The organism is Kocuria sp. CPCC 205261 (assembly GCF_040981025.1).
In the GTDB taxonomy this organism is placed as follows: Bacteria; Actinomycetota; Actinomycetes; order Actinomycetales; family Micrococcaceae; genus Kocuria; species Kocuria marina.
Genome location: NZ_JAVKPU010000006.1, coordinates 1 through 14,592, shown reverse-complemented (window position 1 = coordinate 14,592; position 14,592 = coordinate 1). Strand labels below are relative to the sequence as shown.

General features: G+C 66.5%; 16 protein-coding genes and 3 pseudogenes. 9 read left to right on the top strand and 10 right to left on the bottom strand.

Going from position 1 to position 14,592, the window contains the following annotated elements:
- Window positions 1–36: 36 nt before the first annotated feature.
- Window positions 37–1,023: pseudogene (locus RF646_RS07375) on the bottom strand (IS481 family transposase).
- 68 nt (window positions 1,024–1,091) lie between these two features.
- On the bottom strand, window positions 1,092–1,457 hold the full coding sequence (locus RF646_RS07370; protein WP_167317914.1) for a VOC family protein: 366 nt from the start codon (window positions 1,455–1,457) through the stop codon (window positions 1,092–1,094).
- 90 nt (window positions 1,458–1,547) lie between these two features.
- Here RF646_RS07370 and RF646_RS07365 point away from each other — a divergent pair, with 90 nt between their 5' ends.
- Entirely contained in the window at window positions 1,548–2,531 is a 984-nt protein-coding gene (locus RF646_RS07365) for a helix-turn-helix transcriptional regulator (RefSeq protein ID WP_368835618.1), read from the top strand.
- On the opposite strand, the gene RF646_RS07360 is transcribed toward RF646_RS07365, so the two are convergent.
- Both RF646_RS07360 and RF646_RS07355 read right to left on the bottom strand, forming a co-directional pair.
- A complete protein-coding gene (locus RF646_RS07360; protein WP_255458070.1) occupies window positions 2,528–2,656 on the bottom strand; it encodes a hypothetical protein in 129 nt (42 codons plus the stop codon). The two genes, RF646_RS07365 and RF646_RS07360, sit on opposite strands and share 4 nt — an antisense overlap.
- A 90-nt stretch (window positions 2,657–2,746) precedes the next feature.
- The gene (locus RF646_RS07355; RefSeq protein WP_318548153.1) at window positions 2,747–3,364 is read right to left on the bottom strand and encodes a LysE family translocator; all 618 of its coding nucleotides are present in this window, start codon (window positions 3,362–3,364) and stop codon (window positions 2,747–2,749) included.
- 374 nt (window positions 3,365–3,738) lie between these two features.
- Between RF646_RS07355 and RF646_RS07350 the strand changes: the two genes are divergently transcribed.
- A complete protein-coding gene (locus tag RF646_RS07350; RefSeq protein ID WP_368835617.1) occupies window positions 3,739–3,912 on the top strand; it encodes a transposase in 174 nt (57 codons plus the stop codon).
- Window positions 3,913–4,129: 217 nt separating this feature from the next.
- Here the strand turns inward: RF646_RS07350 and RF646_RS07345 are convergent, their stop codons facing one another.
- Window positions 4,130–4,903, bottom strand: a complete 774-nt coding sequence (locus tag RF646_RS07345; RefSeq protein WP_368835616.1) for a hypothetical protein — start codon at window positions 4,901–4,903, stop codon at window positions 4,130–4,132.
- 126 nt (window positions 4,904–5,029) lie between these two features.
- Between RF646_RS07345 and RF646_RS07340 the strand changes: the two are divergent.
- Window positions 5,030–5,104: pseudogene (locus tag RF646_RS07340) on the top strand (HTH domain-containing protein); the annotation flags it as partial.
- 61 nt (window positions 5,105–5,165) lie between these two features.
- Here the strand turns inward: RF646_RS07340 and RF646_RS07335 are convergent.
- Window positions 5,166–5,363, bottom strand: a complete 198-nt coding sequence (locus RF646_RS07335; protein WP_167317918.1) for a transposase — start codon at window positions 5,361–5,363, stop codon at window positions 5,166–5,168.
- A 179-nt stretch (window positions 5,364–5,542) separates the two neighbouring features.
- Between RF646_RS07335 and RF646_RS07330 the strand changes: the two are divergent.
- Window positions 5,543–6,160: pseudogene (locus RF646_RS07330) on the top strand (recombinase family protein).
- Between the two features lie 72 nt (window positions 6,161–6,232).
- On the opposite strand, the gene RF646_RS07325 reads toward RF646_RS07330, so the two are convergent.
- Complete coding sequence (locus RF646_RS07325; RefSeq protein ID WP_167317919.1) at window positions 6,233–6,820, bottom strand: CueP family metal-binding protein; 588 nt, start codon at window positions 6,818–6,820, stop codon at window positions 6,233–6,235.
- Window positions 6,821–6,954: 134 nt separating this feature from the next.
- Here RF646_RS07325 and RF646_RS07320 point away from each other — a divergent pair, with 134 nt between their 5' ends.
- The 3 genes from RF646_RS07320 (at window position 6,955) to RF646_RS07310 (ending at window position 9,220) form a co-directional block, all read left to right on the top strand.
- Window positions 6,955–7,656, top strand: coding sequence for a response regulator transcription factor (locus RF646_RS07320; RefSeq protein ID WP_167317920.1), 702 nt, complete (start codon window positions 6,955–6,957; stop codon window positions 7,654–7,656).
- The gene (locus RF646_RS07315) at window positions 7,653–8,792 is read left to right on the top strand and encodes a cell wall metabolism sensor histidine kinase WalK (protein WP_167317921.1); all 1,140 of its coding nucleotides are present in this window, start codon (window positions 7,653–7,655) and stop codon (window positions 8,790–8,792) included. The genes RF646_RS07320 and RF646_RS07315 overlap by 4 nt, the downstream gene beginning before the upstream one ends.
- Before the next feature lie 68 nt (window positions 8,793–8,860).
- Window positions 8,861–9,220 carry a heavy-metal-associated domain-containing protein gene (locus RF646_RS07310; protein WP_082943314.1) on the top strand — a complete coding sequence of 120 codons (360 nt, stop codon included), beginning with the start codon at window positions 8,861–8,863 and terminating at the stop codon, window positions 9,218–9,220.
- 21 nt (window positions 9,221–9,241) lie between these two features.
- Here the strand turns inward: RF646_RS07310 and RF646_RS07305 are convergent, their stop codons facing one another.
- Entirely contained in the window at window positions 9,242–9,463 is a 222-nt protein-coding gene (locus tag RF646_RS07305; protein WP_240919036.1) for a hypothetical protein, read from the bottom strand.
- A gap of 18 nt (window positions 9,464–9,481) precedes the next feature.
- Between RF646_RS07305 and RF646_RS07300 the strand changes: the two genes are divergently transcribed.
- Window positions 9,482–11,515 carry a copper-translocating P-type ATPase gene (locus RF646_RS07300; protein ID WP_240919037.1) on the top strand — a complete coding sequence of 678 codons (2,034 nt, stop codon included), beginning with the start codon at window positions 9,482–9,484 and terminating at the stop codon, window positions 11,513–11,515.
- Window positions 11,516–11,549: 34 nt separating this feature from the next.
- Window positions 11,550–12,173 (top strand): YdhK family protein, encoded by a 624-nt coding sequence (locus tag RF646_RS07295; RefSeq protein ID WP_368835615.1) that lies wholly within the window; start codon window positions 11,550–11,552, stop codon window positions 12,171–12,173.
- A 200-nt stretch (window positions 12,174–12,373) separates the two neighbouring features.
- Here the strand turns inward: RF646_RS07295 and RF646_RS07290 are convergent, their stop codons facing one another.
- Entirely contained in the window at window positions 12,374–12,784 is a 411-nt protein-coding gene (locus RF646_RS07290) for a four-helix bundle copper-binding protein (RefSeq protein WP_368835614.1), read from the bottom strand.
- A gap of 263 nt (window positions 12,785–13,047) precedes the next feature.
- Complete coding sequence (locus RF646_RS07285) at window positions 13,048–14,457, bottom strand: IS1380 family transposase (RefSeq protein WP_318541755.1); 1,410 nt, start codon at window positions 14,455–14,457, stop codon at window positions 13,048–13,050.
- Window positions 14,458–14,592 lie beyond the last annotated feature (135 nt).

Genomic DNA, 14,592 nt, shown 5'->3' with positions numbered 1-14,592 from the left:
TGCCATCGCCGACGTTGTCCCACGTGCAGGTATGTCCTAGGTGTACTGACCGGGGACGTTGATCAATCGTGAGAAGGGCGCCTGGTTGCTGGAGGCGGTGTGGGGCCGATGCTGGTTGTAGTGGTGGAGCCAGTCGGCGAGGGTGTCTCGTCGTTCTTGCTCGCTGCTGTAGCAGCGGGCGTAGGCCCACCCGTCAGCCATGGTGCGGTGGAACCGCTCGATCTTCCCGTTGGTCTGCGGCCGATACGGCCGAGTGCGCTTGTGCGTGATTCCCAAGTCGGCGCAGGTGTCGCGCCACAGGTGTGAGCGGTAAGCGCCGCCATTGTCGGAGAGGACCCGCTCGACGGTGACTCCGCAGGCGTTGAACCACTCGACAGCGCGCACGAGCACGGCGGTGGCGGTGACGGCAGTTTCGTCGTCATGGATCTCGGCGTACGCGACGCGGGAGTGGTCGTCGATGACGGTGTGGACGAAGGCCCTGCCCATCAACGGATCCCGGTACTTGTTTCTCGGCTTGTCGGACGTGGCGGCTCTGTGCTTCTCGCCTTGTCGCCGGCCGACGTAGCGCCAGCCGCCGCCGTCGGGGATGTTGCCGAGCTTCTTCACGTCGACGTGGAGCATCGCGCCGGGATGGTCGTGCTCGTAGCGGCGCACCGGTTCGCCAGTGGCGCGGTCAACGTGGGAGAGCCGGTTCAGGCGCGCGCCGACCAGGATCCGGTGAACAGTCGAGGGAGCGATACCCGAGCGGCAGGCCAACTGCACCGGGCTCTCTCGAAGGCGGAGCCGTAGCTGGATGCAGCGCCGAGTGACCTGAGGGCTGGTCTTGTTCGGCGACCGATATGGCCGTGAGGAGCGGTCCTGCATGGATTGGCCGGCGCGGTAGCGGTCGGCCCAGCGCTTCACGGTGGGTTAGGAAACTTGGAAGCGGGCGGCGACCTCGCTGACCGGCCAGCCTTCGTCGACGACGAGACGGCCGACGATCAGGCGGTGGCGGGGTGTGAGAGCGGCGTTGGCGTGTGACATAAAACCTCGTGCAGACATTGTCGTGGCGGCGAGCTGGTGCTCGCCGCCACGTGGGGCCTCTTGTCGGGTCAATCGATGGGGCTGACTCGGATGAGGTTGCCGTCGGGGTCGGCGATCACGAAGGTGCGACCGAACACGTCGTCATGGGGTTCCTCGACAACGCGCACGCCCTTGGCGGTCCACTCTTGGTAGACGGCGTCGATGGCCGAGGAAGGACCGGGGACCATGAGTCCGATCTCGCTCGTGCGAGGTGTCTCAGGAGTGGTGTTCTCGTTGCCGCCGGTCCAGATGGCGAACAGCACCCCGGGTGCCACCTCGAAGGCGACGTAGCGCGGGCTGGTGAAAGTGGGTTCGATGTCGAACAGGCCGCTGTAGAAGGCGGTGGACCGTTCGGCGTCGCTGACGTAGGTCAGGAACAGGTTGGGTGCCGGCATGGATGTCTCCTTCGGATCGGTGGATCAGGTGGCTTCATCCGATCAGTCAAAGACGACATCTACTGTCATGTTTTCTGTGAGAATCGGGGCATGAAGTCCTCGAGGCTCTTGTCGATCCTGCTGCTCCTGCAGACCCATGAGCGGATGACGAGCAAGGAGCTGGCCCGGCGGTTCGAAGTATCGCCGCGCACGATCCTGCGTGATGTCGAGGCGCTGTCGGCCGCTGGCGTCCCGGTCCATACGGAGCAGGGCCGGGGCGGGGCGATTGTGCTGGACCGCCGATCCCGTCTCGATGTGGCGCGTCTCGATCCTGCCGAGCTGCAGTTGCTGACCGTCGCAGGACTGGAGGCCAACTTCTTCGAGCAGGTTGGGCTGCAGGCAGTTCACACCAGCGCCCGGGAGAAGCTGGCGGCCGTTGCCACGCGAGGGCAGGCTCCTACCACCTCGCCCATGTCCGAGGTGCTCCTCATCGACCCATCGGGGTGGTTTACGACCGGGCAGGAACTCGACCTGACCGACCTGCTGGCCGCAGCACGCGAACGACGACGCATCCTCCTCCGATATCGGCGCAGCGGGGAGGCAATCGGGCAGTGGCTCACTGCAGACCCCTATGGGCTCGTGAACAAGGCCAGCTCTTGGTACCTCGTGGCTGACGTTGACGGGCAACCCCGCCTGTTCAACACCAGCCGCATCGAAGATTGTGAGTCCCTCACGGACACCGCGGCACTGCGACCAGACTGCGATCTCCGGTCGGTGTGGCGGGACCTGCTGGCCAGCTTCCACCCGGAGCCCGGTGTCGAGGTGCACGCGCTGCTGCGCTCGACCCGTCTGGACCTGGCCCAGCGAATCCTCGGAACACGCCTGGTCAACATCACCAATACTGAGGACGAGTGGACCTCAATCGTCGTTCACTACCCCGACGTCGAATCGGTGCGACAGCGCCTCCAGTTCGGCGACCACATCCGCATCCTGAACCCGACCGAAGCGGCCGCTCGGTTCCACGACCTCGCCGCCCAAATCATGCAGGCTCACGCCGCAAGCAGCTCAACCAACGTCCCCGGGCAGTACAGCTAGACCACCGTGGTCTCTCCGGGGTGCCCGGCGATTTCCTCGGTGGCGACCGCGTGGAGGATCACGTACATGGTGTCCCGGCGGGGGATGCCGTGGCGGTCTGCGCTGCCCTTGAAGTCCATGCCCATACCTAAAGCGTGGCACAATAGACGGCTACATTAAATTGGGTGCGTCACGGGGGTGGAGTTGCCTTCGTCGATCCGTTCTGGTTGTAACGGTTACAGAATCGCGTCGATGATGATGAAGCCGGCAAGGAGGGCGTAGACGGCCGCGGCAACGTAGTTCAAGACGGTGCCCGCCCGTCGACTGGTGGTGAACCGGGTGTGAAAAGCCCCGGCCAGCACGCCGATGGCTCCATAGAGCACGAGTTCGGTGGTCACGTTCACTGCACCCAGCAGTGCCATCTGCATTGTGATGTCTGAAGCGTTGCCCGTGAAACGGGGTAGTACGGCGAGGAAGAATAAGATGAGTTTGGGATTCGTGAGACTGACCATCAGGCCACGGAGGTACCACCGCCCTGCCCTCACTTTCGCTACGGCGGATGCCGCCCGTGCATGACGCACCGTTGTGATCGCCAGCCACAGGAGGTAGGCCCCACCAAGAAGCTTCAATGCGGTCAAGAGGTGGGGGTGGGTTTCAGCGATCCTGCCGAGGCCGATGATAACGGCTGCGGCATAGATGCTCATCCCAGTGGCAATGCCAAGGATGGCCTTCACCGCTGCTCGCTTACCTCCTTGGAGACCGACGGCAAGCATGTATGCCATGTCTGGACCGGGTGGGATGAGGAACACCAGGATGACCCCGAAAAAGGCGGGAAGGACGGTCCAATCAACCACGGGGGTGCTCCTTATCCAAGGCTCCGGACTGCCGGCGCACCTTCAGACCATACCCGTCCCAGTGTGGCCCCACTTACAGTCCTCCAGTGGTGAAGCAGGCAGATCGCAAGTGCACAAACGGTCGTTTGAGCTCCAGTCGGCTCAGGGCGTGGTGGGGGTGCGTCCCGGACGCGTAGGTCGTGTGCCCGGCCAGGTGCGACAACGCGGCATGAGCGTAGACGGGGAGAAGGGCCCCAGGTGACGAGTCATCTGAGGCCCTTCTCAAGTCTGCGCGTAGGCGACTAGCTCACAGCCAGAGCGGTAGGGACTGCTGTACGGATAGGTGACACCGAGCCTGGCTGGCCGACGTGGGTCGGCCTGGAAGGATGATCACCGTGCCCAAGTCCTACCCTCAACAGTTCCGTGACGATGTCGTGCGTGTCGCGCGCGCCCGTGAAGCGGGCGTCACCCTCGCGCAGATCGCCAAGGACTTCGGCGTCCACGAGATGACGCTGCGCAAATGGATCCGCCAAGCAGGTATCGATGATAGGTACGCTCGATCCAGGTGATGATCCCGATGCGCAGCTCCGTGTGTGGCTGGCAGCGATACATGGCGGGCTTCTGGTGACACTGAGTGGCGCCACCCAGCCCGGGCCTACCATCGCCGGGGCTAGCGGACCTATGCTCCTCAGAAGACCGATCTCGAGCTCCTTATCCGTGGGGCACTCCTGCCGTCCGGCACTTCGCAGTTACGCGCAGTCTTCGATGAAGGCCGAACGCCGAGCCTCAGGGACGGAACTTCGCCCCCATGTCGCGTACCCGCTCACAGATGGTGATGACACGCGGTTTCCACACCGTCCCTCGCGCTTGGCCGGACGGTCTCTGAGGCGTCACTGTCAGATACCGGCCGATTCCCGTGCTGGGTACGCTTCGCTTTGGCCGCCCCAACGCGGCTACCTGCTTGTCGTGAACCCCTGCAATATCGTTCATCGCCCCCGTCAAGTGCGTCATCGAGCCGGCCGACCCGTGTGCTATGGCGTTGCGGGTGGCGACCATGAGCGAGAGGACCTTCCAGTCCAAGTAGTCCAGCGACTTCGGTAGCGCAGCCAGGCTCGGTACTAGGTGATTGTTCGCCTTGGCGTCCGAGGATCGCTGATTCTTAAAGGTGAGGTTGTAGTCGTTGGGGTCGAGCATTCCCGTGATCCGCGCCATCGTCGGATGCTTGGGCAGCGCGACCTCGAAGCGTCCCTCGGGATCCGCCTGGATGCCGTCGATCAGCGCCTGGACCGTCTCGTCAGACTTCGCCGCTTCGACCACGCGGTTGGTCACCCAGGTGCGGAACTGGGTCGCGTCGCAGGCAATGGCTCGTATATGCCAGTCGGTACGGAACGACTCCCAGTTGGTGGCGCAGGCGCTCAACGTGGCCTCAGAGGTGGCATGCAGTGCGGATGGGCCGAGCACATCCGCCTGCGCCTGGATCGCCCACCAGTGGTCGATGACGCGCTGCTGCGCCTTGAGGTATGCGTCGACGGGTTTGTGGAGGTCCGGGGTTCTGGTCACCCGCCTGATGCTACCGGTGCACGACGATGAGCGTTCGTCTCCGATTCCTCTGCCGATGCGCAACTGGCATGACTACATCGATGCACAGGCCGCCTAGGGTGAGCCGTAGGCGGTGGCGCGCGCACCCAAGCCGAGTTCGCCGAGCTGTTCAACGTCTCTCGCACCACCATCTATCGCGAGTTGCGCCGCACCACGGGCTAGAACTGCCCGCGTGTGCACCGCCACTGAGCGATCACAGAAGCCCGCCACCAAGCCATCACATCTACAGCTCCGTGGAGTCTTCACGGGTCTTCCCGGGACGGTTGCCGTCGTCGATGCCTGCTTGGCGGATCCATTTGCGCAGCGTCATCTCGTGGACGCCGAAGTCCTTGGCGATCTGCGCGAGGGTGACGCCCGCTTCACGGGCGCGCGCGACACGCACGACATCGTCACGGAACTGTTGAGGGTAGGACTTGGGCACGGTGATCATCCTTCCAGGCCGACCCACGTCGGCCAGCCAGGCTCGGTGTCACCTATCCGTACAGCAGTCCCCCCCGTCACCCCTGGGGCCACTCACCCTCGTGGCCTGAAGTGAAGCTGCTGAAGGTATGGCTCCGAGCAGTGCAGAAACGGTCGAATACATGACAATGGAAGTGCAGGGTGCTGGTGGGGTACATGCGTGTGTCCAAGGCCGACGGGTCCCAGACCACCGATTTGCAGCGCGATGCCCTGCTCGCCGCCGGTGTCGAGGCTGATGCCCTGTAAGAGGACAAGGCCTCCGGCAAGACCAACGACCGCCCCGAGCTGGCCGCCTGCCTCAAGGCCCTGCGCTCCGGGGACACCTTGCTTGTATGGAAGCTGGACCGACCCGGGCGGGACCTGCGCCACTTGGTCAACATCGTGCACGACCTGACCGAGCAGGGCGTGGGATTGAAGGTGCTCACCGGCCAGGGGGCGGCGATCGACACCACCACTGCCTCGGGCAAGCTGGTGTTCGGGATCTTCGCGGCCTTGGCCGAGTTCGAGCGCGAGCTGATCTCCGAACGCACCAAGGCCGGCCTGGCCTCGGCCCGGGCTCGGGGCCGCAGGGGCGGGCGTCCCTACAAGATGACCCCGGCCAAGATCCGTCTGGCGATGGCCTTGAGGGGGAAGAGTGACACGAACGTCAGCGCGCTGTGCAAGGAACTGGGCATCACCCGCCAGACGCTCTACCGCCACGTCTCACCTACCGGTGGGCTGCGCGAGGCCGGACGCAAGGTGCTGGCCCAGCGGCGATGAACATCTGCGTGGCTGCGGGGCTGACTTGTGTCTAGGTCGTGGAGTGGCCCGGTGTTGGCGGTTCCCTCAGACTCAGGTGAGTTGGAGGGTGGTGAGGCAGGTGGCGGCTCCGTCGCTGGCGGAGAAGGTGCTCTGGCCGGTGTACCCGTCGTAGGTGACTTCGATGGTGCCGGTGATCCCTCGGGGCAGCCAAAAACCAGCGAAACCGTTGTTGAAGGTGGTGACCTGTTCTTCGATGAGGGTCTGGCCGGTCGCGTCGTCGGTGATGCGGACGGTGATCTGTTCGTTGGCCAGTTCGCCGCGACAGGTGGTCAGGGAGTGGTAGTGGCACTCGTGGGTCTGATCGAGGTAGGGGGCCAAAGACAGGTAGAACCGGTCCTGCGGCAGCGGGAGAATCAGTTCCTGTTCCGTGTCGGCGAGCAGGAGGTGATCGGCGCGGACCGAGGCCATTAGCTCGGTCGGGCGCTCAGTGACGGGGACCTGGTCGAGGTGGTCGATGATCTGCACGGCGTCCAGTCCGGCCAGATCATGATCGGCGAGGAATCCGGACTCACTGGTGGTCGCCGTGGTGCTTGTTGCTACCGGCTGGGCCTGTGGCGCGGCGGTGCATCCGGTGAGGGCCAGCAGCAGCGCCCCGGCCACGATCAGTTCTCGTTTCACTCAGTCCATTTTACGGCTGGCTCGCCGTTGATTTCGGGCGCCGCGGGACGGGGTGTATGAAGATCCGTTGAAGATTTCCGCGTTAAGGGACCTGGCTGAACCCCTCCGACGGGGGCGGGCGCGACACTGGTGGAATGGACATTCATCCGGGGCCACGGGCTCACCGTGTGCTGGTGGTCGATGACGAGAAGCCGTTGGCGGAGATGGTCGCCACGTACCTGGAGCGCGCGGGTTATCAGGTCACCACCGCGCACACCGGCCTGGAGGCTTTGCAGGCGGCACATGCCCTCGGTCCGGATGTGATCGTACTCGATCTGGGGCTTCCCGGGATGGACGGACTGGAGGTATGCCGGCAGCTGCGGACCTACTCGGAGTGCTATGTGGTGATACTGACCGCGCGCGGTCAGGAGGAGGACAAGCTGGCCGGGCTGGCCGCCGGGGCCGATGACTACCTGACCAAGCCGTTCAGCGTGCGGGAGCTGGTGGCCCGGGTGCAGGCGGTGCTGCGTCGGCCGCGCACTACCGTGGACGGCACTGAACCGGCACAGGTGTTTGAGGACCTGGTGGTGGATCTGGTCGCTCATGAAGTTCGGGCACAGGATGCGGCGGTGGCGCTGACCCGCACCGAGTTCGACCTGTTGGCGGCCTTGACGGCCCGCCCGCGCCAGGCCTTGTCCCGGCGACAATTGATCAACGTAGTCTGGGATCCGGCCTGGGTCGGGGATGAGCGGATCGTGGACGTGCACATCGGAAACATGCGCCGCAAACTCAACGAGGATCCGAACCGCTATATCGAGACGGTGCGGGGCGTGGGCTACCGGATGGCACACCGATGACCGGTCCTTACCGTCCCCGAGGAATGGCCTCTCGGTTCTTCCTGGCCCAATTGCTGGTGGTGGTCGCCAGCATCCTGGCGGCGGTGGTCATCGCCTCCCTGATCGGCCCCCCACTCTTCCATGAGCACCTGCTGCGGGCCGACGTGGCGCCGGAGGCCAGTCAGGTGCTGCACGTGGAGCGAGCCTACCGAGACGCCAACCTGTGGACCCTGGGGGTGGCCCTGGCCACGGCGCTGGTCCTGGCCACCGCGGTAGCCTGGTTCTTTGCCCGCCGTATCCACGCGTCCCTGCACTCGCTTACCGGCGCGGCGGCCTCGATGGCCAGCGGCCACTATGGCACCCGGGTTCCCGCCACGGGAGCCGGGATCGAGGTCGATGCCGTGGCGGAGGCGTTCAACACCATGGCCGAGCGCCTGGACGGCACTGAACAGACCCGCCGGCGGTTACTGGCGGACCTGGCCCACGAGATGCGCACCCCGGTCTCGGTGCTCACCGTCTACCTGGACGCCTTACACGACGGGGTCACTGCCTGGGATCAGACCACCGCAACGGTGATGACCGATCAGCTAGCGCGGCTGACCCGGCTGGTCGAGGACATGCACGATGTCTCCCGCGCCGAAGAGGGCCGACTCGACCTGGACTGCGCCGACGAAACCCTCGGCCGACTGCTCCAAGCCACCACGGAGACCCATCACGAGGCCTTCGCCGCCCAGGGCGCCCAGCTGATCCTCCAGGTCCGTCAGGACAGCACGGTGCGCGTGGACCGGCAGCGGATCGGCCAGATTCTGGACAACCTGTTGACCAACGCGCTGCGCCACACCCCGACTGGCGGGACCGTCACCCTCAGCGCCGACCGGGCCCCCACCGGCCAGGCCCGGGTCACTGTCACCGACACCGGAGAGGGCATCACCGCCGAGCAGCTGGGCCAGGTCTTTGAGCGGTTCTACCGCGGGGATTCAGCCCGCGACCGTGATCACGGCGGCTCCGGGGTGGGTCTGGCCATCGCCCGCGCCCTGGCCGAGGCCCACGGCGGAACCCTAACCGCCGCCTCTATTGGGGGCGGCCACGGGGCCACCTTCACCTTGTGCCTGCCCGCGAACCACCTCGAGCCGCCACCTGCGGTAAACGGCGCCTAACACTCCTTATAAAATACCCCTTGGGGGTATACTCTAAAAGAAAAGTCTTCGTTCTGAAAGGAACACTCATGACCCCGACCCACCCTTTATTGCCGATGGCCTCCGCCGGCTGTGCCTGCTGTGCCTCCACCCAAGATGGCTCAGGCCAGGACATCCCGGCCGCCGTCCCGACCACCCCTGAAACAGACGAGCCTGGAGCACCGGCCCCGGCTCCGGCAACCACATATCGAGTGGAGGGTATGACCTGTGGGCACTGCGCCAGGGCCGTGACTGCGGCCCTGGAAGCGGTGGACGGCGTTCGCGCCGCGAGCATCGAGCTGGTGCCCGGCAGCGTCTGCGCGGTGACCGTCACCAGTGACCGACCTGTGCCCTTCGACACCGTCCGGGCGGCCGTCGAAGACGCCGGCTATAGCCTCGCCCCGTCCTAACGGTTCAGCACGCCCGCACCATCAACCACCCACTCCAGCGGGAAGGACACCATGAGCAACCCGCATCATGACCACCCCCACGGCCACCAGGCCCCGCCGGCGGGCCCACACGCCGGCCACCGAGACCACCACCAAGGCCATGGTGGCCACGCCAATGCGGCCACCCACGGCCAGGCAATGCCGGGTGGACACGTGCACTCGGCGGTGGACGAAGAACACCACGTCCACTCCCATGGCGAGCACGCCGGGCACAGCACGGCGATGTTCAAGAACCGGTTCTGGTGGTCGTTGATTCTGAGCGTCCCGGTGGTTATCTTCAGCCCCATGGTCGCCCACCTGCTGGGCTATCACGTCCCCGAGTTTCCCGGTTCGAACTGGATCGCCCCGGTGCTGGGCACGATCATCTTCGTCTATGGCGGTACCCCGTTCCTCAAAGGCGGGCTCCAGGAGATCCGGTCCCGTCAGCCGGGGATGATGCTGTTGATCGCGATGGCCATCACCGTGGCCTTCCTCGCCTCCTGGGTCACCACCTTGGGTGTCGGTGGGTTAGACCTGGACTTCTGGTGGGAGCTGGCCCTGCTGGTGACCATCATGTTGCTGGGGCACTGGATGGAGATGCGCGCCCTCGGGGCGGCGTCCTCCGCGCTGGACGCCCTGGCCGAGCTGCTGCCCGATACGGCCGAGAAGATCCCCGACCACGGCGGGGCCCCCGTAGCGGTGCCCATCGCCGAGCTGACGGTTGGTGACACCGTGCTGGTGCGCTCCGGGGCCCGGGTCCCGGCCGACGGGCAAATCGTGGACGGCGCGGCCGAGTTCGACGAGTCGATGATCACCGGCGAGTCCCAGCCCGTGGACCGCGGTCCCGGGGACACCGTGGTCGCCGGGACCGTGGCCACCGACAACACCGTCCGGGTCCGAATCGAGGCCACCGGTGAGGACACCACCCTGGCCGGGATCCAGCGGATGGTCGCCGACGCGCAAGACTCCTCCTCCCGCGCCCAGGCCCTGGCCGACCGGGCCGCGGCCCTGTTGTTCTGGTTCGCCCTGGCTGCCGGGATCATCACCGCGATCGTCTGGACGCTTATCGGCAGCCCGGATGACGCGGTGACCCGGACCGTCACCGTGCTGGTCATCGCCTGCCCGCATGCCCTGGGCCTGGCCATCCCGCTGGTCATCGCGATCTCCACCGAACGTGCCGCGAAGGCCGGGGTGCTGATCAAGGACCGGTTGGCGCTGGAAAAGATGCGCAGCATCGATGTGGTCCTGTTCGACAAGACCGGCACCCTGACTGAGGGTGCCCACGCCGTCGCCGGCACCGCCCCGGTACCGGGCGTGACCGAGGGTCGGCTGCTGGCGGTGGCCGCCGCCGCCGAGGCCGACAGTGAACACTCGGTGGCCCGGGCCATCGTCACCGCCGCCACCGAGCACCCCGAGGCCTCGGCCCAGCCCCTGCGTGGCACAGGCTTCAGAGCAGCCTCCGGTCGTGGCGTGCAAGCCACCGTGGACGGGACCGAGGTGCTGGTGGGTGGGCCGAACATGCTGCGCGAGTTCGACTTGGCCACCCCGACGGAGATCACCGAGACCACCGAGGCCTGGGCCGACCGCGGCGCCGGCGTGCTGCACGTGGTCCAAGACGGGCAGATCATCGGCGCGGTGGCCGTAGAGGACCGGGTCCGCCCGGAATCCCGGGCCGCCGTACGCGCCCTGCAGCACCACGGGGTCAAGGTCGCCATGATCACCGGCGACGCCCGCCAGGTCGCCCAGGCCGTAGGCGTGGACCTGGGTATCAACGAGGTCTTCGCCGAGGTGCTGCCCCAGGACAAGGACACCAAGGTCACCGAGCTCCAACAGCGCGGGCTGAGCGTGGCCATGGTCGGCGACGGCGTCAACGACGCCCCCGCCCTGGCCCGGGCCGAGGTCGGCATTGCCATCGGCGCCGGCACCGACGTGGCCATGGAATCGGCCGGCGTCGTGCTGGCCGGCAACGACCCCCGCGCGGTGCTGTCGATAATCGAGCTGTCCCACGCCAGCTACCGCAAGATGATCCAGAACTTGGTCTGGGCCGCCGGGTACAACATCGCAGCCGTCCCGCTGGCCGCTGGCGTGCTCGCCCCGATCGGGTTCGTGCTCTCCCCGGCCGTCGGCGCAATCTTGATGTCACTGTCCACGATCATCGTGGCCCTGAACGCCCAGCTGCTGCGCCGCACCGACCTGGACCCGGCCCACCTGGCCACCACCACCGCCGAAGACCGGAACGCGGCAGCACGGTCGGCCGCCCCGGCAGCCACCCACTGACTCTGACCCCGATACGAGAAGGAGAACCACTACCATGAAACGCACCACCACCCTGGCCAGCCTGGCCCTGGCCTCCACCCTGGCATTGACCGCCTGCGGCGGCACAGACGCGGATAACACCTCCACGCCGCCCGCCACCGCCTCGACACCGACCACCGCGACTTCAGATGCCTCGCCCACCGACACCACCCCCAGCCACTCCGAGGGCATGGGCGGCATGGGCCACCAGCACGATTCCCACGGCGGCCCGGCGCCGGAGGGGATCGAGCCTGCCACCGACCCCACCTATCCGGTCGGCACCACGGTGACCCTGACCGCAGACCATATGCCCGGGATGCAGGGGTCCGAAGCGACGATCACCGGTGCCTTCGACACCACGACCTACTCGGTGACCTACACCCCGACCACCGGTGGTGAGCCCGTCACCGACCATAGGTGGGTCGTGCACGAAGAACTTCAGGACCCCGGTCAGCCGCCCCTGCAGGAAGGCACCCAGGTCGTCCTGGAAGCCGATCACATGGCCGGAATGCAGGGGGCCGAGGCGACGATCGAGGACTCGACCGATGAGACCGTCTACATGGTCGATATCGTGATCGACGGCATGGAGATGACCAACCACAAGTGGGTCGTCGAGAGCGAGATCCAGCCCGCCCAGTGATGCTACCCGGCTGGCCCTGCCCGGATAGTGCTGATGCTGCCCGGTCTCGGGCCAGCGGACCCCACCGGACTGGGCCGGGACACAGCACACGGGGACCTGCCCTGCCTTCCTCATGAAGGTCGGGCAGGCCCCCGTGCCGGAGACAACCGCTCAGACCCTCCTGCAGCGAGCCCGCCTCGTCAGGACAGACCGGCCAACACTCAGCCCACGGAGGCCCGCAGGTCGGCGCAGGCCTGCTCGCACCGCCGGCACGCCTGCGCGCACACCTTGCAGTGCTCATGCATCTCCGCATGGGAAGCGCACTCATCGCCGCACGCCTTGCAGGCCACCCGGCAGGCCTCCAGCAAGGCCCGGGTGGTCTCCACATTGGTACCAGTCTGCCGGGACAGCACCGCCCCGGTGACCACGCAGACGTCTGCGCAATCCACGTTCAGACCGATGCACTGCCGCAGCTCGGCCACCATGTCCTCGGCCAGGCAGGCATCCGCGCAGGCCGTACACGTCTGGGCACACTCGAAACAGGCTTCAATGCACTCGACCAGCTTCTGCCGGTCGATGTTCCCCAGCTCCTTCGGGTAGGTCTCCAGCATCGAGCTCACATGATGGGTCACGGCTTCCTCCGTCGGCGATCCAATCGAGAAGACGAACTAGCCGGAGCTAGCCCGCCCTGCCCTCGACCGTAGGCCTCCGTCAGCGGCCGACTCAAGAGTCTCACTCTTAACCTCGATCCACCGACTCAGGTTAGGGCCGGCGGCCGATATCCCGGATCGGCACTGAGCCGTTTTTTGGCGTGACGTGGTGGCCGGCCTCGCTACCGGTGGTGTTCCACTGATGTTCTTTCGGTTGTGCCGATGCCCGGCGGGTGGTCGGTTGGTTATGCCGGTTGCGGTGGCGGGTGGACGGCGGTGAAGAGCCGCTCGAATCCCTGTTGCCAGGGCCATGCCTGGGGCAGGCGGATGCGGATCCTGCGGGCGCTGGAGGCGATCCGGGCTGGCAGATTCACGAGCCTGGCCCGGATGGTCCCGGTCCGGGCCCGGGCGAACGGTCCGGCAGCGAGGATCCCGGCGGTGCGGGTGAGGTTGTAGGCCATCACCGCGCAGACCAACCAGGCGCCGTTGGCCCCGAAACGGCCGGAGGGCAGGTGGGCCAGGGCGCTGTCCTTCAAATCGGCGTTGACCTGCTCGATGACCGCGTGGCCCCGGTGGGTCTGGTCCGCGGTCACCGTGTCCAGCACCTCCGGGTCGGTGGTGGTGAAGAAGGCGTGGAACCGGTGGGTGTCGAACAGTGTCGGCTGGTCCGTGTCCTGGGGGTTCAGCTCGGGGATTCGGCGCACCACCAGTCGACCGGGGACCCGTTCGGTTTTCTTCCTTGAGGTGAACGCGGTGAAGGGGACCTCGGCCACCTCCGCCTTGGAGATCCACGTGCCGGTGTCCTCGTCGAAGATCGCCTGCGGGTACCTGATGCCGGTCCACGCTTTCTCGTCGATGCCGGCGATGGCGGCCTTGACGGCCTTGTCCATCTTCACGGTCACCGACACCTCCGCCCCGGCGGTGAGCGCGGCGGCCACGGTGGCATGCCCATAGAAAGCGGAGTCGGCCCGGACCAGCACCCGGGCGCCGGCCGCCGGCACCAATCGCTTGAGGATGGCCAGCGAATCCCCGACCAGCCTCGAGGCCCCGCGCGGGGAGCCGACCGAACCGCGGCGCAGCCGCTGACCCAGGATCACCGGGGCCGCGGTCTCGGTGCTGGCGGTGGCCAACAGGGCGTTGAGCCCACGGACCCCGGAGTACCCGTACCCGGAACCCTGCTTCTGGTAGCCGTGGACCTCGATGATCGTGTCGTCCACATCAACATAAACGAACCCCGGATCCGCACCGGCAGCGCCGGTGCGTCCCAGCATCGGGGCCCGGCCGGCCAGGTTCACCAGGAACCGGGAGGCGACCGCGTCGAGTTGGCGCACGTGCCCGCAGGTGAACTCACGCAGGAACGAGCCCAGGGTCGAGGGCGCATAGCAGCCGCCGAACACCCGTTTCATCGCCCCGTGGCGCAGTACGGCCATGTCATCGATCGAGTCCGCCCCCGTGCACATGCCGGCCACCAGGGCCGCGACCTTCGCCCCGGCGTTGGCGCCCTTGTCGGTCGGCACGCTCAACCGACCTCCGGCCAGCTGGTGCAGGCCGGCCTCGGCGGCCAGTTCCATCACCGGCACCAGCCCGGCGGACCCGATGAGGTTCGGCTCGTCGAAGGAAACTGACACGGCAGCAGGCGTGTGGGAAACTTGCATCTGCGAGATGCCCTCTCATCGCGGTGGAACGGAACCCTGAACAAGTCCCATTCTTCCCGGTCAGGGTCAAGCCCCGAGAAGTGGTGTAGCGATCTTTCGTAGGGGTCAGGCAGTGAGGGCGGTCAGGGGGTCGGG

Excerpts from the sequence above, each read along its gene's own strand:
- RF646_RS07370 (WP_167317914.1), bottom strand. The coding sequence starts at position 1,457 with ATGCCGGCACCCAACCTGTTCCTGACCTACGTCAGCGACGCCGAACGG.
- RF646_RS07365 (WP_368835618.1), top strand. The coding sequence starts at position 1,548 with ATGAAGTCCTCGAGGCTCTTGTCGATCCTGCTGCTCCTGCAGACCCAT.
- RF646_RS07360 (WP_255458070.1), bottom strand. The coding sequence starts at position 2,656 with ATGGGCATGGACTTCAAGGGCAGCGCAGACCGCCACGGCATCCCCCGC.
- RF646_RS07320 (WP_167317920.1), top strand. The coding sequence starts at position 6,955 with ATGGACATTCATCCGGGGCCACGGGCTCACCGTGTGCTGGTGGTCGAT.
- RF646_RS07315 (WP_167317921.1), top strand. The coding sequence starts at position 7,653 with ATGACCGGTCCTTACCGTCCCCGAGGAATGGCCTCTCGGTTCTTCCTG.
- RF646_RS07310 (WP_082943314.1), top strand. The coding sequence starts at position 8,861 with ATGACCCCGACCCACCCTTTATTGCCGATGGCCTCCGCCGGCTGTGCC.
- RF646_RS07300 (WP_240919037.1), top strand. The coding sequence starts at position 9,482 with ATGTTCAAGAACCGGTTCTGGTGGTCGTTGATTCTGAGCGTCCCGGTG.
- RF646_RS07295 (WP_368835615.1), top strand. The coding sequence starts at position 11,550 with ATGAAACGCACCACCACCCTGGCCAGCCTGGCCCTGGCCTCCACCCTG.
- RF646_RS07285 (WP_318541755.1), bottom strand. The coding sequence starts at position 14,457 with ATGCAAGTTTCCCACACGCCTGCTGCCGTGTCAGTTTCCTTCGACGAG.